Raw genomic sequence first — 16,545 nt, forward strand, 5'->3', positions numbered from 1 at the left:
TCAGCAGAAAAAAAAGCCACCGCAAGGTGGCTTTTTTTATGGCTCTTGCGACCCTGTCAGGCTTTGGAGATTGCCCAACCAATATTGAGGAGGCGTCGTCGGCCTATCGAGCTGCAGACCGCATAAATGCCAAGTTTAAGTATTCTTCAGGAACCCGTATTCCTCCAACGATTCCCCCATTCCCAAAAGCCACCGTCTTTTTACCTGGTAGAAGGCGAGGGGGTTCGTCGATTGACCGAAACGAAGTTTGAAACGTCGCAGGCATACAACTGAAAATGCGGGAAAGCGGTCAATCAATAGCGCCCCATACCAAGGCCTTCAACTACGATGACAGCCTCGCTCAGGTGTCCCAGTCGTTACCGCCACCTACATCAACAGAGCCGCCATCATCCCAAGAGCCGGTGTCGGTTACGCCAAAGTTCTGACCACCCATATCGGTGTTGGTTGTACTGGGCTGATAGTCGTTATTTGAACGGTTTTCCAGCGGAAGGCCCGACTGGCCATGGTTCCCCATCAACTTTCTGCCAATGGCCTCTGCCGCCATCACTCCGGCGCCCACAGCCAGGCCCGTGGCCACGCCACCCATGATTTGGCCACCCAGGCCGCTTCCAGGAGGCTGGCCAACAGGTGGCTGCATTGTTGTTGCGGCACTTCCAAAGGTCTGAGGACCACTCAAGCCACTCTGATTTGCATAGACTGGTTGTTGGACCGGCTGCACCGGCGCTCTGCGACGGAAGATGAAATAGCCCGCAGCGATCACGCCGCCGGCCAGCAAAAGAGGCAGGATCCATGATGGCGATGAAGGAGAAGTCGCCGGTGCGAAGTTACGCGGTGTGGAATCACTCGATGAGACAGATGCGCTTCTCGCAGAGAGCTGCGAGCGCAAGGCCTGAACTGCCTCGGGCTTGGCAAATGGCAGCCCCGGGGCCAGCTTTTCGGCCGCGGTCAACGCGTCCCGCGCTTTGCCCAAATTGCCCTGGCGCGCGAAAAGCTCGCTCTGTACGAAATGGGCCTTCGCGCTGTTCGGATGCGCCACCAGGACGTGCAGAATCATTTTCTGAGCCTCGTCCAGCTTGCCGGCCTGGGCCGTTGCATAAATCTCGTTCATGCTGGGCTCAGACTGAGCCATCGCGAAACCGAAACTCAAAAATGCGGCGACCACAAGCCATCTGGCTGCGCGCTGAATGACGGATGCGTATTGCATGGATATTCCTTGTAAAGACCTTTTAAAGACAGATGCACTTTGCCACAACAAGTTGATGACGTGCTCTTCAAAAACAAGAGGGGTGCATATCGGTCCTGTAACGCTCGGGCGGCCCTCGGACCGACCAGGCGCAAAAAAGCCCGCATTAAGCGGGCTGATGAGGGTTGCTTCTATCAACGGTCAAATCTGGAGGCCCTTTGCTGGTCACCTTCATTGGGCCTGTTTGGAGTGATTTTGCTCTTGTCTACGGCGGGGTTGCCGCCCTGCTGCCGCTGCTGATCGCTCTGGCCTTGCTGTTGCTTTTGCTTTTGTTGCTCTTTTGGGTTCTGCTGGTCCTGCTGCCCAGGTTGGCGTTGCTGCTCATTGGGTGTCATATCAAGTTCCTTGGAAGCTCAGACAACATCGTCTGCTGCGCAATTAAGCGGCCATGCTTTTTGGGTGTAGGTCAGGGGCGCGCTACTGTGTTTGTAGGCGCTGTCCTGCATGGATGTCAGCGGGGCATTTTGCGTTCTTGCAAGCGGTATCGATTAGAGGCATTTTGGGGGAATATCCAAGGTGGTCAGCGAATTTCGCTGATATGTTCCCCCAACTACGCCCCCAAGTTGCTTGGGTGTCAAAAGACTGGCTTAGATGAATAGGCACAAAAAAGCCCCGGCTGGCGGGGCTTTCAGGACAGTTTGGAGGCTGTATTAGATCAATCTAGATTAATCTTTGGCGGAAGAGGCGGGATTCGAACCCGCGGTGGGTTTTACCCCACGCACGCTTTCCAGGCGTGTGACTTAAACCGCTCATCCACCCTTCCGCGAAGCCTCACATTGTAGCAGTGCCTGAGCTTGATTCGACTCCATGACCGCACGAAATGTTCCGGTTAGTGAACTGCGCCTTGAAACCGGTGCTTTTCCAGTTGGGCCAGGGTGACAAATTCCAGGACCTTGCGGTGGGTGGACTCCAGAATCACCGGCGGCGCAAAGCCCGCCTCCAGCGCCTCCCGCCAGCGATTGGCGCACAGGCACCAGCGATCGCCGGGCTGGAGCCCGGCAAAGCGGTGTTCGGGGCGCGGTGTGACCAGGTCATTGCCGCAGGCACTGGAAAACGCCAGAAATGCCTGGGTCACCCGCACGCACACGAGGTGAGAGCCGAGATCGGATTCATCGGTATTGCAGCAGCCATCCCGGAAGTAGCCGGTCAGCGGGTCGTAAGAGCAGGGCCGCAATTCAGTACCCAGCACATTTTTGACATTCATGGACTTGCCTCTTCTGGGTGATCAACCAGGCACTAGGCCTTGTTGGATTGCACCATTTTCATGGCCGAGGTGATCAGGGCCGACACTTCGGTCATGTTGCTGGGCACGATCAGGGTGGTGGTGGCATCGTTGGCCACGCTTGAATAGGCCTCGACGGCTTTTTCCGCCACTTTCAGCTGCACGGCCTGCTCGCCGCCTGGTTGCCGAATCGCGGCTGCAACGACTTCAATCGCTTTCGCATTAGCCTCCGCCACCGCGGTAATGGCGGCGGCTTCCCCTTGTGCATTATTGATGGCCGCCTGCTTTTCGCCTTCGGAGCGGGCGATAAAGGCTTCGCGCTCACCCGTGGCAATATTGATCTGCTCCTGTTTGCGGCCTTCGGAGGCGGCAATCAGTGCGCGCTTCTCGCGTTCGGCGGTGATTTGCGACTGCATGGCGTGCAGGATTTCCTTGGGCGGCGTCAAGTCCTTGATCTCATAGCGCAACACCTTCACGCCCCAGTTCAGCGCGGCTTCGTCAATCGCGGCCACCACTTGTGCATTGATGATGTCGCGCTCTTCAAAGGTCTTGTCGAGTTCCAGTTTGCCGATCACGGAGCGCAGCGAGGTTTGGGCCAGTTGCGTGACCGCCACGATGTAGTTGGATGAGCCGTAGCTGGCACGCATCGGGTCGGTCACCTGGAAATACAGGATGCCGTCGACCTGCAGCTGGGTGTTGTCGCGGGTGATGCAGACCTGGCTGGGCACATCGAGCGGGATTTCCTTCAGGCTGTGCTTGTAGGCCACCCGGTCGACAAAAGGCACCAGAAAATTCAGGCCTGGCGTCAGGCTGCCATGGTATTTCCCCAAACGCTCAATCACCCAGGCGTTTTGTTGCGGCACCACCTTGATGCTGCGTACTATAAAAATGCCAGCCACGATCAGGATGACGAGTGCGATTTCCATGCTTCCTCCAGTAATTTTGTTTTATACGAACAGCTCAATTCCACCCGGGCGCTGCTGTTGCGCCCGGGCACTTCCCCAAGCCTACAGCTTTTCTATGACCAGACGGTTGCCCAGCATCTCCTTGATGCGGAAATTGCCCGGGCTCGCGGGCGCCGCGGGATCGGCAGCGACCGCCGTCCAGTTGGCGCCGCGAAATTTGACGGTGGCGGTGCCGTCTGCATTCCACTGCACAACCTGTACCGCCTCGCCAATGTCCAGGTTGACATCCCGGTTGGCATTGGCGGGCAGCGGCGCCGGGCTGCGACTTCTATAGCCATACCATGCGGCGACAGCGCCCCCGCCAACCACCGCCGCGACCACTATTTGGCCGATCAGGGGCAGTCCGAGGTGGGCAGCCGCCGCGCCGGCGACGAGTCCCACGGTCATCATCAGCAGGTAAAAAGTCCCTGTCATCAGTTCAACGGCAACGGCGGCCCCCGCCAGCAGCCACCAGACGGCAGATTCACTCATGCATACTCCTTTTGTTGTCTTTGGTGCGCTACATTTTGGGGCCTTTAGACTGGCGCGCAAGCGTATGGCCACAATATGTCCGTACACTTCGCAGTCTTAAATCCAACCGTTCGGGCTCAACCTGTCTATGCCCATTGAGCGTTCCCATGCCCTCCGACAGGTTCAGGGCACCCATGAATTGCCGCTAACGCCATGAAATTCCGCTTTCCGATTGTCATCATTGACGAAGACTTCCGCTCCGAAAATACCTCCGGACTGGGTATTCGCGCGCTGGCGCAGGCCATAGAAACCGAGGGTTTTGAGGTGTTGGGCGCCACCAGTTATGGGGATTTGTCCCAGTTTGCGCAGCAGCAAAGCCGCGCCAGCGCCTTTATTTTGTCGATTGATGATGAGGAGTTCACGCCCGGGCCTGATCTGGATCCGGCGGTTCTGGACTTGCGCAATTTCATTGAAGAGGTGCGGCGCAAGAATCTGGATGTGCCGATTTATGTGTACGGCGAGACAAAAACCTCGCGCCATATCCCCAATGACATCCTGCGCGAGCTGCATGGCTTTATTCACATGTTTGAGGACACGCCCGAGTTTGTCGCGCGCCACATCATCCGTGAGGCCAAAAGCTACCTGGAAGGCGTGCAGCCGCCGTTTTTCAAGGCCTTGCTGGACTACGCGGAAGATGGCTCCTATTCCTGGCACTGCCCGGGGCACTCCGGTGGCGTGGCCTTCCTGAAGAGCCCGGTCGGGCAGATGTATCACCAGTTTTATGGTGAGAACATGCTGCGTGCCGACGTCTGCAATGCGGTCGAAGAGCTGGGGCAGCTGCTGGACCACACCGGCCCGGTGGGGGCGTCCGAGCGCAATGCCGCGCGCATCTTCAATGCCGATCACTGCTTTTTTGTGACCAATGGCACGTCGACCAGCAACAAGATGGTGTGGCATCACACGGTGGCGCCCGGCGACGTGGTGGTGGTGGACCGCAACTGCCACAAGTCCATCCTGCATGCCATCATCATGACGGGTGCGATTCCGGTGTTCTTGAAGCCCACGCGCAACCATTTCGGCATCATCGGCCCCATCCCTAAAAGCGAATTCGAGCCCGAGGCCATCAGGGCCAAGATCAAGGCCAACCCGCTGCTCAAGGGTGTGGACTCCAAAAAAGTCAAGCCGCGCGTGCTGACGCTGACGCAATCCACCTATGACGGCGTGCTTTACAACACCGAAACCATCAAGGGCATGCTCGACGGTTACGTGGACAACCTGCATTTCGACGAGGCCTGGCTGCCGCATGCGGCCTTTCACCCGTTTTATGGCAGCTACCATGCCATGGGCAAGAACCGCATCCGGCCGAAAAATGCGGTGGTGTATGCCACGCAGTCGATTCACAAGCTGCTGGCCGGTATCAGCCAGGCCAGCCATGTGCTGGTGCAGGACTCGCAGAACACCAAGCTGGACAGGCACCTCTTCAACGAGTCCTACCTGATGCATACCTCGACCTCGCCGCAGTACAGCATCATTGCCAGCTGCGACGTGGCCGCGGCCATGATGGAGCCACCCGGCGGCACCGCGCTGGTGGAGGAGAGCATTGCCGAGGCGCTGGACTTTCGCCGCGCCATGCGAAAAATCGCCGAGGAATACGGCAGTGACTGGTGGTTCAAGGTCTGGGGGCCGGACACGCTCGTGGAAGAGGGCATTGGCCGGGCGCAGGACTGGATCATCAAGGGTGAGTCGCGCAGCGCCAAGACCGCCAGGAACGGGGCCAACAACTGGCACGGTTTTGGCCAGATGGCGACGGGCTTCAACATGCTGGACCCGATCAAGTCCACCATCGTCACGCCGGGCCTGGACCTGAACGGCAAGTTCGCCAAGACCGGCATTCCCGCCAGCATCGTGACCAAGTTCCTGGCCGAGCACGGCGTGATCGTGGAGAAAACCGGGCTTTACAGCTTTTTCATCATGTTCACCATAGGCATCACCAAGGGCCGCTGGAACACCTTGCTGACCGCGCTGCAGCAGTTCAAGGACGATTACGCCAAGAACCAGCCCATGTGGCGCATCCTGCCCGAGTTCTGCCAGCAATTCCCCAAGTACGAACGCATGGGACTGGCCGATCTGTGCCAGTATGTGCACGAGCTGTACGCCAAGCACGACATCGCACGCCTGACCACCGACATGTATTTGAGCGACCTGAAGCCGGCCTTGAAGCCCAGCGATGCCTATGCCCATATTGCGCACCGCAAGACCGAGCGCGTGGAGATCGATCACCTGGAGGGCCGCATCACCGTCGGGCTGGTCACGCCTTATCCGCCGGGTATTCCGCTGCTGATTCCGGGCGAGGTGTTCAACAAGAAGATCGTCGACTACCTCAAGTTTTCACGCGAGTTCAACAAGCAGTGCCCGGGCTTTGGCACCGACATCCACGGACTGGTCTCCGAGGTGGACGAGAGCGGCGTGGTGCGCCATTACGCCGACTGCGTGAAGGACTAGGCGCCGCGATCGGCGCGGGCCACAAGCCGGCCTTTGCGCCAGGCCCTTCGTCAAAAAGCCCGCATCGCGGGCTTTCTGCTTCAGGAGGCCAGGTCTTCGCGAATCCGCAGGAAGCTGGCAAACCTCGGGATGCCGCTGTCATTCAGGCCGCGAAAGCGGTAGGTGACGGTGCTGCCGACCAGGGGCGGTGTCCGGCGCTGTTCGTCGCTGAAGCCGGTGCCGAGCTTGAAGCGCAGCCCCGGCTTGCCATCCACGCCCGGCATCTCCAGCAGCAGGGCGCCCAGCAAACCGGCGTGCTTGCCCTTGCCCGGAATGTGCGCGATCACCCGGGCTTCCGCATCTTCATGCGTTTTGACCTTGAGCAGGTCATCCGTGCGCTGGGCCTTGTAAAGCGAGTCGCCGCGGTGCAGCATCAGGCCCTCGCCACCGCTTTTGACGGTTTTGGCCAGCAGGCTTTGCAGCGCCTGGTGGTTGGCCAGCTTGAACTGCGCCACCGCCTGCACCCAGGGCTGGTCGATCCGGCTGACCATTCCATTCAAGAGCGGAATGCGCTGGGTGAACGGGCCACCCTGCGCCGGCAGATCGAACACCATGAAGCGCATGGCCCGCCAGGCGTCATCGTCAGGGGCTTGCTGGCGCACGGTGGATACCGCCTTGGCAAATTGCCCGCGGCCGGCCCACAGCTCGCCGTCCATGGGCATCTTGGGCCAGCCCGCCGTGAACCAGGCCGGCGCGGCAATGCGCTCTCCGCCGCGGGTCAGCAGCTTTTCGCCGTCCCAGTAGCCGCGCACGCCGTCGAGTTTTTCGCTGACCCAGTAATCCGGCAGCGAAATTCCCCCGCTATAGACCTTGGCCAGCATCAGCGGCGGGCCGCCATCGGCCGCCAGCGAGGGCAGGGCAGGCGCCAGCAAGCCGGCGAGGGCCAGCAGCACATGCAGCGTGTGCTGGCGGAACAGCCGGCGGCCGGGCGGCGAGACGGGGAGAAGAGACGTTGGTGAAACTGGCATGCGGGAATTTATTTTGAGTGCCAGATTATGCCTTTATCCAAGGCGGGACGGGCGCTGGTAGCTATCAAAAAAGTAGTAAGAAAGATTAACCGACTGTTGCCAAAGCGGGCCGGACAGGCAAGCGCATGCGACATGCCGTGGGCGCGTCTTGACTTCAAGCCGCAGGCACGTAAAGTTTGCTCTTTCGATCTGGCGGAGCTGGGCGCTGGGATGCCGACGCTCACGCCCGGTCATTCTTCAAACCCGGACACCTGGGGTGCCTTATTTCAAGCAAGGAGCACGCCATGACATTCAAAGGCAGCTGCCACTGCGGGCGGGTCGCGTTCGAGGTGGATGGAGAGCCTACTTCCGTCCTCGCATGCAATTGTTCGATGTGCTCGCGAAAGGGATCGCTGCTCTGGTTCGTGCCGCGCGACAAGCTGCGCCTGCTGACGCCCGACGAAAATGCCAGCACCTACCTGTTCAACAAGCATGTGATCCGGCACCGTTTTTGTGCGGTGTGCGGCATTCACCCTTATGGTGAGGGCCGCGACCCGGCCGGAAATGCCATGGCCGCGATCAATATTCGCTGCCTCGAAGGCCTGGATCTCTCGACCATTCCGGTGCAGCATTTCGACGGCCGCTCGCATTGAAATTTCCATGTCATACGCGCTGCCCGTTTTCCCGTGACCGGGCCGCAGACATCCCCAGACTATTCCGATGAATCCTTCGCCCACCTTGCACCTGAACCCTCGCGACATCGACGCCATCGAACGGGCCACCACTGCCGCCGTGTCGCCCGAAGCCCTTGAAGAGCTGGACGGCTGGCTCCTGCCCTTCGATCCCGGAACGGTCGGCCGCGCCCATAGCGCGGTGCCGCTGCGCCATGCGGCGATCGATGCGGCGGTGCTGGACCGTCTCGAGGCGCGTTACCAGGCCCGCCGCATGCCGGCGGTGTTTCGTCTGGCGACCGAGCCCTGCTTCGACCCCTTGCGGCACGCGCTGATACGGCGCGGCTATCACCCGACCGAGCGTCCGGTGCTGGTCCAGGTGGGCTCGGCCAAGGCCATGCGCGAAGTCTCAAGGCAGGAGCCCGCCGAAACCGCCAGCGCCCCCGACGCGGCCTGGGCGGCCCTGTTTGTGGGCGAGGGCTTCGATCCGGTTGATGGCGCCAGCCGCGTGAAGAGCCTGGGCCGGGCGCGTGATTCGCTTTACGCCAGTGTGCGCGAGAACGGAAAAACCGTGGCGGCCGGCGCCATGGCCTTTGGGCATGGCTGGTCCAGCGTGCACGGCATGCGCACCGACTCATCCTGCAGGGGCCGCGGGCTGGCCGGACGCGTCCTGGCCGGGCTGGCGGAAGCCGCTCTGCACAGAGGGTTTGAGCGCATTTTCTTGCAGGTGGAAGAAGGCAACGCGCCGGCCCGGGCGCTTTACCGGCGCGCCGGGTTTGAAACGGCCTGGTGTTACGAGTACTGGCGACGGGCCTGATGGCGCCCAAGCGCAAGCCGCGCTTCAAGACCCTCGGATGCTATGTTTTTGATAGTTTCTTGCGCTTGTGGCGCATGGGCTGGCGGCAGTTTTATATTACCGAATATTCAGGCGCTTGATCGCATGGACAGGCCGCGGGCCAGTTTGCGATGACCGTTTTGCCCCCAGCCCAGAAAGAATGGGTGCAAGACGCTATTAATTTGATAGCTAACTTGGCGGGCCGGGTGTTCAGGCCCAGCGCCGCCTTGCCTGCTGATGCCGCTTCAGCCGGCTTCAGCCGGCTTCAGCCGGCTCGGCAATGCCGCCCACCACGTGGCTGAAGCCGCCGTCGACGTAGGTGATCTCGGCGCTCACGCCGCTGGCCAGGTCGCTCAGCAGGAAGGCCGCGACATTGCCGACATCGTCAATCGTCACGTTGCGACGGATTGGCGAGGCTTCGGCGACCACGCTCAAAATCTTGCCAAAGCCCTTGATGCCGCTGGCAGCCAGCGTCTTGATAGGGCCGGCGCTGATACCGTTGACGCGCATGCCACGACCATCCTTGGTTCGGCCCAGCGACTCGGCCAGGTAGCGCACCGAGGCTTCCAGGCTGGCCTTGGCCAGGCCCATGGTGTTGTAGTTGGGCACGGTGCGCATGGCACCCAGATAGGTCAGCGTCAGCAGGGCCGACTTGTCGTTGAGGTAGGGCAGGGCCGCCTTGGCCATGGCCGGAAAGCTGTAGGCGCTGATGTCGTGGGCAATCTTGAAGCCCTCGCGCGACAGGCCGTCCAGGAAATCGCCGGCAATCGCCTCGCGCGGCGCGTAGCCGATGCTGTGCACAAAGCCGTCAAAGGTCGGCCAGGTTTTGGACAGGTCGGCAAACAGTTTGTCGATCTGCGCGTCGTCGCCCACGTCGCAGTCAAAAATCAGCTTGGAGTCGAAGTCGGCGGCGAACTCGGTGATGCGCTCCTTGAAACGCTCGCCGACATAGCTGAAGGCCAGCTCGGCGCCCTGCGCGTGGCAGGCCTTGGCAATGCCGTAGGCGATGGAGCGGTTGGACAACACGCCCGTGATCAACAATTTTTTGCCAGCGAGAAAACCCATGCTTGTACTCCAGTGTGTTCGTTGAGTCGGCCCAGCGCCTCATGCCGGCATGAGGCCCGAAGTTGGCCAAGGTAAGTAGGGCAGAATTGTCGCATGCGGGATTTCTATTTTTTACGGACCCTGACGATGGGCCTGATGGCATGTCTTGCTCCGGCCGCCTGGGCCGCGCATGCCTACGCCCAGTTTGGCGACATCAAATACCCGCCCGGCTTCGCGCATTTTGATTATGTGAACCCCGCGGCGCCCAAGGGCGGCGAGATCCGCATGGTGCCGCCCACCCGGCCAACGAACTTCGACAAGTTCAACCCCTTTACCCTGCGCGGCACTGCACCTTACGGCATCGGAAACCTGCTGATTGAAAGCCTGCTGACTGGCAACGCCGAAGAGCCCACCACCGCCTATGGTTTGCTGGCCGATGACGTGGTGGTCGCCCCCGACAAGCTGTCCGCGACGTTTCACCTCAATGACAAGGCGCGGTTTCACAATGGAGCGCCGGTGCTGGCGGCCGATGTGCTGCATTCCTTTACCCAGCTCACGGGCAAACTGGCCGCGCCGCAGTACCGCACGATTTATGTGGAAGTCAAAGGTGTCACGGTGTTGTCCGAGCGCGTGGTGCGTTTTGACTTTTTGACGCCCAACCCGGAACTGCCGCTGGTGGTGGGCGGTATGCCGGTGTTCAGCCGGGCCTGGGGCCGGGAAGGAGGCAAGCTGGAAGGCGCGGCCAAGCCTTTTGACCAGATCGTGTCCGAGGTGCCGATTGGCTCGGGGCCCTACAAAATCGCCAACCCGGCCATGGGGCGCGACATCACCTATGTGCGCGACCCGGCCTATTGGGGCGCGGACCTGCCGACGCGCAAGGGGCAGTTCAACTTTGACCGCGTGACCTTCAAGATTTACCTGGACGAAACCTCGCGTTTTGAAGGCCTGAAGGCCGGCGAGTTCGACTTTTTGCGTGAATTCATCTCGCGCAACTGGGCGCGCCAGTACACCGGCAAGCAGTTCAGCTCGGGCGAGCTGGTCAAGCGCGCCTTTGAAAACCGCAACCCCGGCGACTTCCAGGGCTATGTGTTCAACCTGCGCAAGCCCAAGTTCCAGGATGCACGGGTGCGCCAGGCGATTGGCCTGGCCATGGACTTCGAATGGATGAACCGCCAGCTCTTCTACGGCCTCTATAAGCGCGTCAACGGCTACTTCCCCAACAGCGAGTTTCATGCCGAAGGTCTGCCCAAGTCCGACGAGCTGGCCTTGCTGGAGCCCTTGCGCGCCCAGCTCAAGCCCAAGGTGTTCGGCCCGGTGCCCGTGTCGCCCAGCACCACGCCGCCGGGCAGCCTGCGCGAGAACCTGCGCCAGGCCCAGGCGCTGCTGCGCGAGGCCGGCTGGACCTACCGCGATGGCGCACTTCGCAACGCCCAGGGCGAGGCCTTCACCATGGAGTTTCTCAACGACCAGCCCTCGCTGATACGAATCGTCGGGCCTTTCCAGAAGGCGCTGGAAAAGCTGGGCATCACCATGAGCTACCGGGCGGTGGACTTCTCGCTGGCCAAGCAGAAAATGGACGCTTTTGACTTTGAGATCACGACGCTGCGCCTGCCCGGCAGCACCGCGCCGGGCGGCGAGTTACTGGAGCTGTTCGGCTCCAGGGCCGCCGCCACGCCGGGTTCCTCGAATATCTGGGGGATTGCCGATCCGGCGGTGGATGCCCTGCTGCAAAAGGTCGTGACCGCCAAAACCCGGCCCGAGCTCAGTGCCGCCATGCGCGCACTGGACCGCGTGCTGACCCATGGCTATTACTCGGTGCCGCAGTACTACGGCGATGAGTTCTTTATCGGCTACCGACCCGGCCGGTTCGTGCTGCCGGCGATGATTCCGCCCTATTACCAGGCCGACACCTGGGCCATGAGCACCTGGTGGGCCTCGCCCGCCAACAAATAAGAAAGAAGCCGAAAAGCAATCATGGCCAGCTACATCCTCAAGCGCCTGCTGCTGATGATTCCGACCCTGTTCGGCGTGCTGCTGCTGACCTTTGTCATGGTGCAGTTCGTGCCGGGTGGGCCGGTGGAGCAAATGGTGGCGCAGCTGCAGGGCCGGGATTCAGGCGGCGAGCGGGCCGCTGCCGCGGGCGCCGGCTACCGTGGCCGGCAAGGGGTGGATGCCCAGCGCATCGCGGAAATCAAGACGCTTTACGGCTTTGACAAGCCGGTGCATCAGCGCTTTTTCCAGATGCTGGGCCAGTTTGCGCGCTTTGATCTGGGCAACAGCTTTTACCAGCACAAGGATGTCTGGCAGCTGGTCAAGGAAAAGCTGCCGGTGTCGGTCAGCCTGGGCCTCTGGACTTTTTTCATCAGCTACCTGACTGCCGTGCCGCTGGGCGTGGCCAAGGCGGTGCGGGCGGGTACGCGGTTTGACTTTGTCACCACGCTGATCGTGCTGGCGGGCTATGCCATCCCGGGTTTTGTGCTCGGTGTGGCGCTGTTGGTGGTGTTCGGCGGGCAGTTGCAGTGGTTTCCGCTGCGCGGCCTTACTTCGGCCAACTGGGACACGCTGGGTTGGGGCGCGCGCATCACCGACTACCTGTGGCACATTGCGCTGCCCGTCACGGCCATGGTGCTGGGCAGCTTTGCCGTGACCACGGTGCTGACCAAGAACTCCTTCCTGGAGGAGATCCGCAAGCAGTATGTGCTGACGGCCCGCGCCAAGGGCCTCAGCGAGCGGCAGGTGCTCTGGAAGCATGTGTTCCGCAATGCGCTGATCCCCATCATCACCGGTTTCCCGGCCGCCTTTATCGGGGCGTTTTTCACCGGCTCCCTCTTGATTGAAACCCTGTTTTCGCTCGACGGCCTGGGCCTGCTGAGCTACGAAAGCGTGATCCGGCGGGACTACCCGGTCGTGTTGGGAACGCTTTACCTGTTCACCCTGATTGGCCTGGTAACCAAGCTGATCAGCGATCTTTGCTATGTGTGGGTAGATCCGCGTGTCAAGTTTGATTGACCCCCGTGAAGCGGCCTCTGGCCGCCTTTCCCCCAAGGGGATGCCTCCAGCGGACGGGCGGAGCCCGATCCGCGGCGGCCCTGGCGAAAACGCGCCTTCCGTTGCCAGCTTGAGCCCCGGCCGCCGGGCCTGGCGGCGCTTTCGCCGCAACCGGCTCGGTTACTGGAGCCTGGTGATCTTCAGCCTGCTGGTCGTCTTCAGCCTGTTTGCCGAGGTCCTGTCCAACGACAGGCCGCTGATCGTCAACTACAAGGGCGAATTTTATTTCCCGCTGCTCAAGGACTATTCGGAAAAGACCTTTGACGGCGACTTCGAAACGCCCACGGACTACCTGGACCCTTTCATCAAGGGCAAATTGAGCCAGGACGGCAATTGGGCGGTCTACCCGCCCAACCCTTATGGTGCGCGCACCATCAATTATTTCGCCAGGGAGCCCAATCCTTCGGCCCCCTCGCGCGACAACCTGTTCGGTACCGACGATCGCGGGCGCGACCTGCTGGCGCAGCTGATCTACGGCTTCCGGCTCAGCGTGCTGTTCGGGCTGGCGCTGACCGTGATCGGCGTGGTGATTGGCGTGATCACCGGGGCGATCCAGGGCTACGCGGGCGGCAAAACCGATTTGATCTTTCAGCGCCTCATGGAAATCTGGGGTTCCATGCCCGAGCTTTATCTCCTGATTATTTTCAGTGCCGTGTTTGCACCCAGCGTGGCGCTGCTGCTGTTTTTGCTGAGCCTGTTTGGCTGGATGGGGCTGTCGGACTATGTGCGCGCCGAGTTCCTGCGCAACCGCCAGATGGACTATGTGCGCGCCGCCAGGGCCCTGGGGGTGAGCAATCTGCAGATCATGTGGCGCCACATCCTGCCCAACAGCCTGACGCCGGTGGTGACCTTTTTGCCGTTTCGCATGAGTGCGGCGATTCTGGCGCTGACCTCGCTGGATTTCCTCGGCCTGGGCGTGCCGCCGGGCACACCGTCGCTCGGCGAGCTGCTCAATCAGGGCAAGGCCAACATCGACGCCTGGTGGATTTCCATATCGACCTTTGCGGTGCTGGTGGTCACGCTGCTGCTGCTGACCTTCATGGGCGACGCCTTGCGCGATGCCCTGGACCCGCGAAAGGCGGACGCATCATGAGTGCCGGCACGAATCCCTTGTTGACGGTCCAGGGCCTGTCGGTGGCGTTCTCCGGCAAGGAGGTTGTCCACGGCATTGATTTTTCCATCGCGGCGGGAGAAAAACTGGCCCTGGTAGGAGAGTCCGGCTCGGGCAAGACGGTGACAGCCCTGAGCCTGCTGCGGCTGGTTCAAAACGCCAGCATCAGCGGGCAGGCCCGGTTTGCCGCCCAAGGCGCCACGCCAAAAGGGCCGGTGGACCTGCTGTCCCTGCCCGAGGGCGAGCTGCGCGGCATTCGCGGCCGGGACATCGCCATGATCTTCCAGGAGCCCATGACGGCCCTGAACCCGCTCTTCAGCGTGGGCGACCAGATCGCCGAAGTCGTGCAGCTAAAACAGGGCTTGGCACCCGCCGAGGCTGCGCGGGTAGCTATTAAATTGCTAGCGGATACCGGCATCCCCGAGGCCGCCAGGCGGGCCCGTTCCTTTCCCCACCAGCTGTCGGGCGGGCAGCGGCAGCGCGCCATGATTGCCATGGCGCTGGCCTGCCAGCCCCGGCTGCTGCTGGCCGACGAGCCGACCACGGCGCTGGACGTCAGCTTGCGCGGCCAGATCCTGGATTTGCTCGGTGATTTGCAGCGGCGAAACGGCATGGCCGTGCTCATGATCACGCACGACCTCAACCTGGTGCGCCGCTTTGCCGACCGTGTCGCGATCATGGAAAACGGGCACATCGTGGAGCAGGGGCGGGTGGCCGAGGTATTTGCCCATCCGCAGCACCCTTACACCCGCAAATTGATTGACAGCAAGCCGGCGCGCGACGTGGCTGCCGGGGTCGCTCGCGTGCCGGGGGCCTCCTCCACGCTGCAGGCCAGCCATTTGCGGGTGGCGTATCCGGTGGCCACGCCTGGCTTCAGGGGCTGGTTCAAACGCTCCGAGTTTGTCGCCGTCAAGGACGCTTCGTTCAACATTCCAGCCGGCAAGACGCTGGGCGTGGTCGGTGAATCGGGCTCCGGCAAATCCACCCTGGCCCTGGCCAGCCTGGGCTTGCTTCCGTTTTCCGGCCAATTGCAGGCGGCCGGCCAGGCCTGGAGCCGGCAGGCGGCCGCCAACAAGGCCATTCGCCGGGCGGTTCAGGTGGTGTTTCAGGACCCGTTTTCCTCGCTGTCGCCCCGCATGCCGGTCGAGGCGATCGTGGAAGAGGGCCTGCTGGTGCATGAGCCTTCGCTGGACCAGGCCGCCAGGCGGCTGCGTGTGGCGCAATGCCTGGCGGATGTGGGCATGAGCCAGGCGCAGTTTCCCGGCCTGCTGCAGCGCTACCCGCATGAGTTTTCGGGCGGGCAGCGCCAGCGGCTGGCGATTGCCCGCGCGCTGATCATCAACCCCAGCCTGCTGGTGCTGGATGAACCCACCAGCGCGCTGGATGTGACCATCCAGAAGCAGGTGCTGGCGCTGTTGCAGCGCCTGCAGCGGGAACACGGCTTGAGCTATTTGTTGATCACCCATGACGTGGACGTGATTCGCGCCATGGCCCATGAGGTGCTGGTGATGAAAGACGGCGAGGTGGTGGAGTCCGGCAGCGTCTTCGACGTGCTGGATGCACCGCGTCATCCCTATACGCAAGTACTGGTGGCCCAGGCGTCATTTTGAGCAAACAGCTTGACCAGGCGAAAAGTGAGTTATCAGTAAAAAGTATTAATTAAGGCCTGTTTTTTGTTCCGTGCCGGCCCTTGCCGCGCCCCGTGAATCCAGGCACGAATATTGTTTGCATTGCGGGGCAGGGCGCGCTACAATACGCACTTCACGACCAAATGGGCGGGTTTTCACCGCCCATTTTTTTTGGGCGTTTGTTTTTTACAGACTGGTTTTTAAAATACTGAATGGCCTTACAAGAGACGATTGAGCAAACTGTGACGGGACTCGGTTACGAGCTGGTGGAGATCGAGCGGACCGGCGGTGGTTTGCTGCGTGTCACGATTGACATGCCGTATCCACCGGATGTCCCCGGGGTCGAGCAGTTCATCAATGCGGAAGACTGTGAAAAGGTCACGCGCCAGTTGCAGTTTGTGCTGGAAGTCGAAGGCGCCGAGTATGCCCGGCTCGAAGTCAGTTCCCCCGGAATTGACCGGCTCCTGCGCCATGAAAAGGATTTCGAGCGTTTTGCCGGTGAGTTGATTGACATCACCCTCAAGGCGCCGATTGGCGTGGCCGCCAGCGCCGGTTCCACGGTAGCGGCCAGTCGCAAGAAATTCCGCGGCACGCTGGAGCGTGCTGAGCCTAAAGACGGCGTGGCCGGCTGGCAGGTGGTGTGGCGCGATGAGCCCGCCGTCAAGCCCGGCCAGAAGGTCAGCAAGAAAAAGATTCCCGCAGCGCTGCAGGCGTTGGGTTTCACGCTCGATGAGATTCATCAGGCGCGTTTGGCGCCCGTGGTTGATTTCAAGGGACGTAAGCCCAAAATCGCCCCGGCTGCAGATAAACCTACAGAGAATTAATTTAGAAAGGCAGGCT

16 protein-coding genes and 1 tRNA gene are annotated in these 16,545 nt (G+C 61.3%); 9 read left to right on the plus strand and 8 right to left on the minus strand.

Annotated features, from left to right (window positions below; genetic code table 11):
* Positions 1-251 (plus strand): hypothetical protein (locus PJE01S_RS25790; RefSeq protein ID WP_218017538.1); only part of this gene is annotated, 251 nt, incomplete at its 5' end.
* A gap of 89 nt (positions 252-340) precedes the next feature.
* On the opposite strand, the gene PJE01S_RS19910 is transcribed toward PJE01S_RS25790, so the two are convergent.
* The 6 genes from PJE01S_RS19910 to PJE01S_RS19930 form a co-directional block, all read right to left on the minus strand.
* Positions 341-1,204, minus strand: coding sequence for a tetratricopeptide repeat protein (locus PJE01S_RS19910; RefSeq protein WP_068835405.1), 864 nt, complete (start codon positions 1,202-1,204; stop codon positions 341-343).
* Between the two features lie 173 nt (positions 1,205-1,377).
* On the minus strand, positions 1,378-1,578 hold the full coding sequence (locus tag PJE01S_RS25300) for a hypothetical protein (RefSeq protein WP_157090401.1): 201 nt from the start codon (positions 1,576-1,578) through the stop codon (positions 1,378-1,380).
* A 338-nt stretch (positions 1,579-1,916) separates the two neighbouring features.
* A tRNA-Ser gene (locus PJE01S_RS19915) sits at positions 1,917-2,006 on the minus strand.
* Between the two features lie 66 nt (positions 2,007-2,072).
* Positions 2,073-2,447, minus strand: coding sequence for a DUF2237 family protein (locus PJE01S_RS19920; protein WP_068835406.1), 375 nt, complete (start codon positions 2,445-2,447; stop codon positions 2,073-2,075).
* A gap of 32 nt (positions 2,448-2,479) precedes the next feature.
* Positions 2,480-3,391: an SPFH domain-containing protein gene (locus PJE01S_RS19925; RefSeq protein ID WP_068835407.1), complete on the minus strand. Its 912-nt coding sequence runs from the start codon at positions 3,389-3,391 to the stop codon at positions 2,480-2,482.
* An 81-nt stretch (positions 3,392-3,472) separates the two neighbouring features.
* Entirely contained in the window at positions 3,473-3,901 is a 429-nt protein-coding gene (locus PJE01S_RS19930; protein ID WP_068835408.1) for an NfeD family protein, read from the minus strand.
* A gap of 192 nt (positions 3,902-4,093) precedes the next feature.
* On the opposite strand from PJE01S_RS19930, the gene PJE01S_RS19935 reads away from it, so the two are divergent.
* On the plus strand, positions 4,094-6,382 hold the full coding sequence (locus PJE01S_RS19935) for an arginine/lysine/ornithine decarboxylase (RefSeq protein WP_068835409.1): 2,289 nt from the start codon (positions 4,094-4,096) through the stop codon (positions 6,380-6,382).
* Between the two features lie 80 nt (positions 6,383-6,462).
* On the opposite strand, the gene PJE01S_RS19940 is transcribed toward PJE01S_RS19935, so the two are convergent.
* Positions 6,463-7,389 (minus strand): DNA ligase, encoded by a 927-nt coding sequence (locus tag PJE01S_RS19940; protein WP_084389649.1) that lies wholly within the window; start codon positions 7,387-7,389, stop codon positions 6,463-6,465.
* 284 nt (positions 7,390-7,673) lie between these two features.
* Here PJE01S_RS19940 and PJE01S_RS19945 point away from each other — a divergent pair, with 284 nt between their 5' ends.
* Both PJE01S_RS19945 and PJE01S_RS19950 read left to right on the plus strand, forming a co-directional pair.
* Positions 7,674-8,021 (plus strand): GFA family protein, encoded by a 348-nt coding sequence (locus PJE01S_RS19945; protein ID WP_068835410.1) that lies wholly within the window; start codon positions 7,674-7,676, stop codon positions 8,019-8,021.
* Positions 8,022-8,088: 67 nt separating this feature from the next.
* Positions 8,089-8,856: a GNAT family N-acetyltransferase gene (locus PJE01S_RS19950; RefSeq protein ID WP_068835411.1), complete on the plus strand. Its 768-nt coding sequence runs from the start codon at positions 8,089-8,091 to the stop codon at positions 8,854-8,856.
* 273 nt (positions 8,857-9,129) lie between these two features.
* On the opposite strand, the gene fabI is transcribed toward PJE01S_RS19950, so the two are convergent.
* Complete coding sequence (gene fabI, locus PJE01S_RS19955; protein ID WP_068835412.1) at positions 9,130-9,939, minus strand: enoyl-ACP reductase FabI; 810 nt, start codon at positions 9,937-9,939, stop codon at positions 9,130-9,132.
* Between the two features lie 135 nt (positions 9,940-10,074).
* Between fabI and PJE01S_RS19960 the strand changes: the two genes are divergently transcribed.
* The 5 genes from PJE01S_RS19960 to rimP all read left to right on the plus strand — a co-directional run bounded on the left by PJE01S_RS19960 (position 10,075) and on the right by rimP (position 16,529).
* The gene (locus tag PJE01S_RS19960; protein WP_245660877.1) at positions 10,075-11,871 is read left to right on the plus strand and encodes an extracellular solute-binding protein; all 1,797 of its coding nucleotides are present in this window, start codon (positions 10,075-10,077) and stop codon (positions 11,869-11,871) included.
* A gap of 21 nt (positions 11,872-11,892) precedes the next feature.
* Complete coding sequence (locus tag PJE01S_RS19965; RefSeq protein ID WP_068835414.1) at positions 11,893-12,927, plus strand: microcin C ABC transporter permease YejB; 1,035 nt, start codon at positions 11,893-11,895, stop codon at positions 12,925-12,927.
* A 40-nt stretch (positions 12,928-12,967) separates the two neighbouring features.
* Positions 12,968-14,059: an ABC transporter permease gene (locus tag PJE01S_RS19970; protein WP_068835415.1), complete on the plus strand. Its 1,092-nt coding sequence runs from the start codon at positions 12,968-12,970 to the stop codon at positions 14,057-14,059.
* Positions 14,056-15,687: an ABC transporter ATP-binding protein gene (locus PJE01S_RS19975; RefSeq protein WP_068835416.1), complete on the plus strand. Its 1,632-nt coding sequence runs from the start codon at positions 14,056-14,058 to the stop codon at positions 15,685-15,687. Before PJE01S_RS19970 ends, PJE01S_RS19975 begins: the two co-directional genes overlap by 4 nt.
* A gap of 230 nt (positions 15,688-15,917) precedes the next feature.
* Positions 15,918-16,529 (plus strand): ribosome maturation factor RimP, encoded by a 612-nt coding sequence (rimP, locus tag PJE01S_RS19980; protein ID WP_068835417.1) that lies wholly within the window; start codon positions 15,918-15,920, stop codon positions 16,527-16,529.
* Positions 16,530-16,545: the final 16 nt, after the last annotated feature.

Origin of the sequence: Polaromonas jejuensis NBRC 106434, assembly GCF_001598235.1 — a bacterium.
In the GTDB taxonomy this organism is placed as follows: Bacteria; Pseudomonadota; Gammaproteobacteria; order Burkholderiales; family Burkholderiaceae_C; genus Polaromonas; species Polaromonas jejuensis.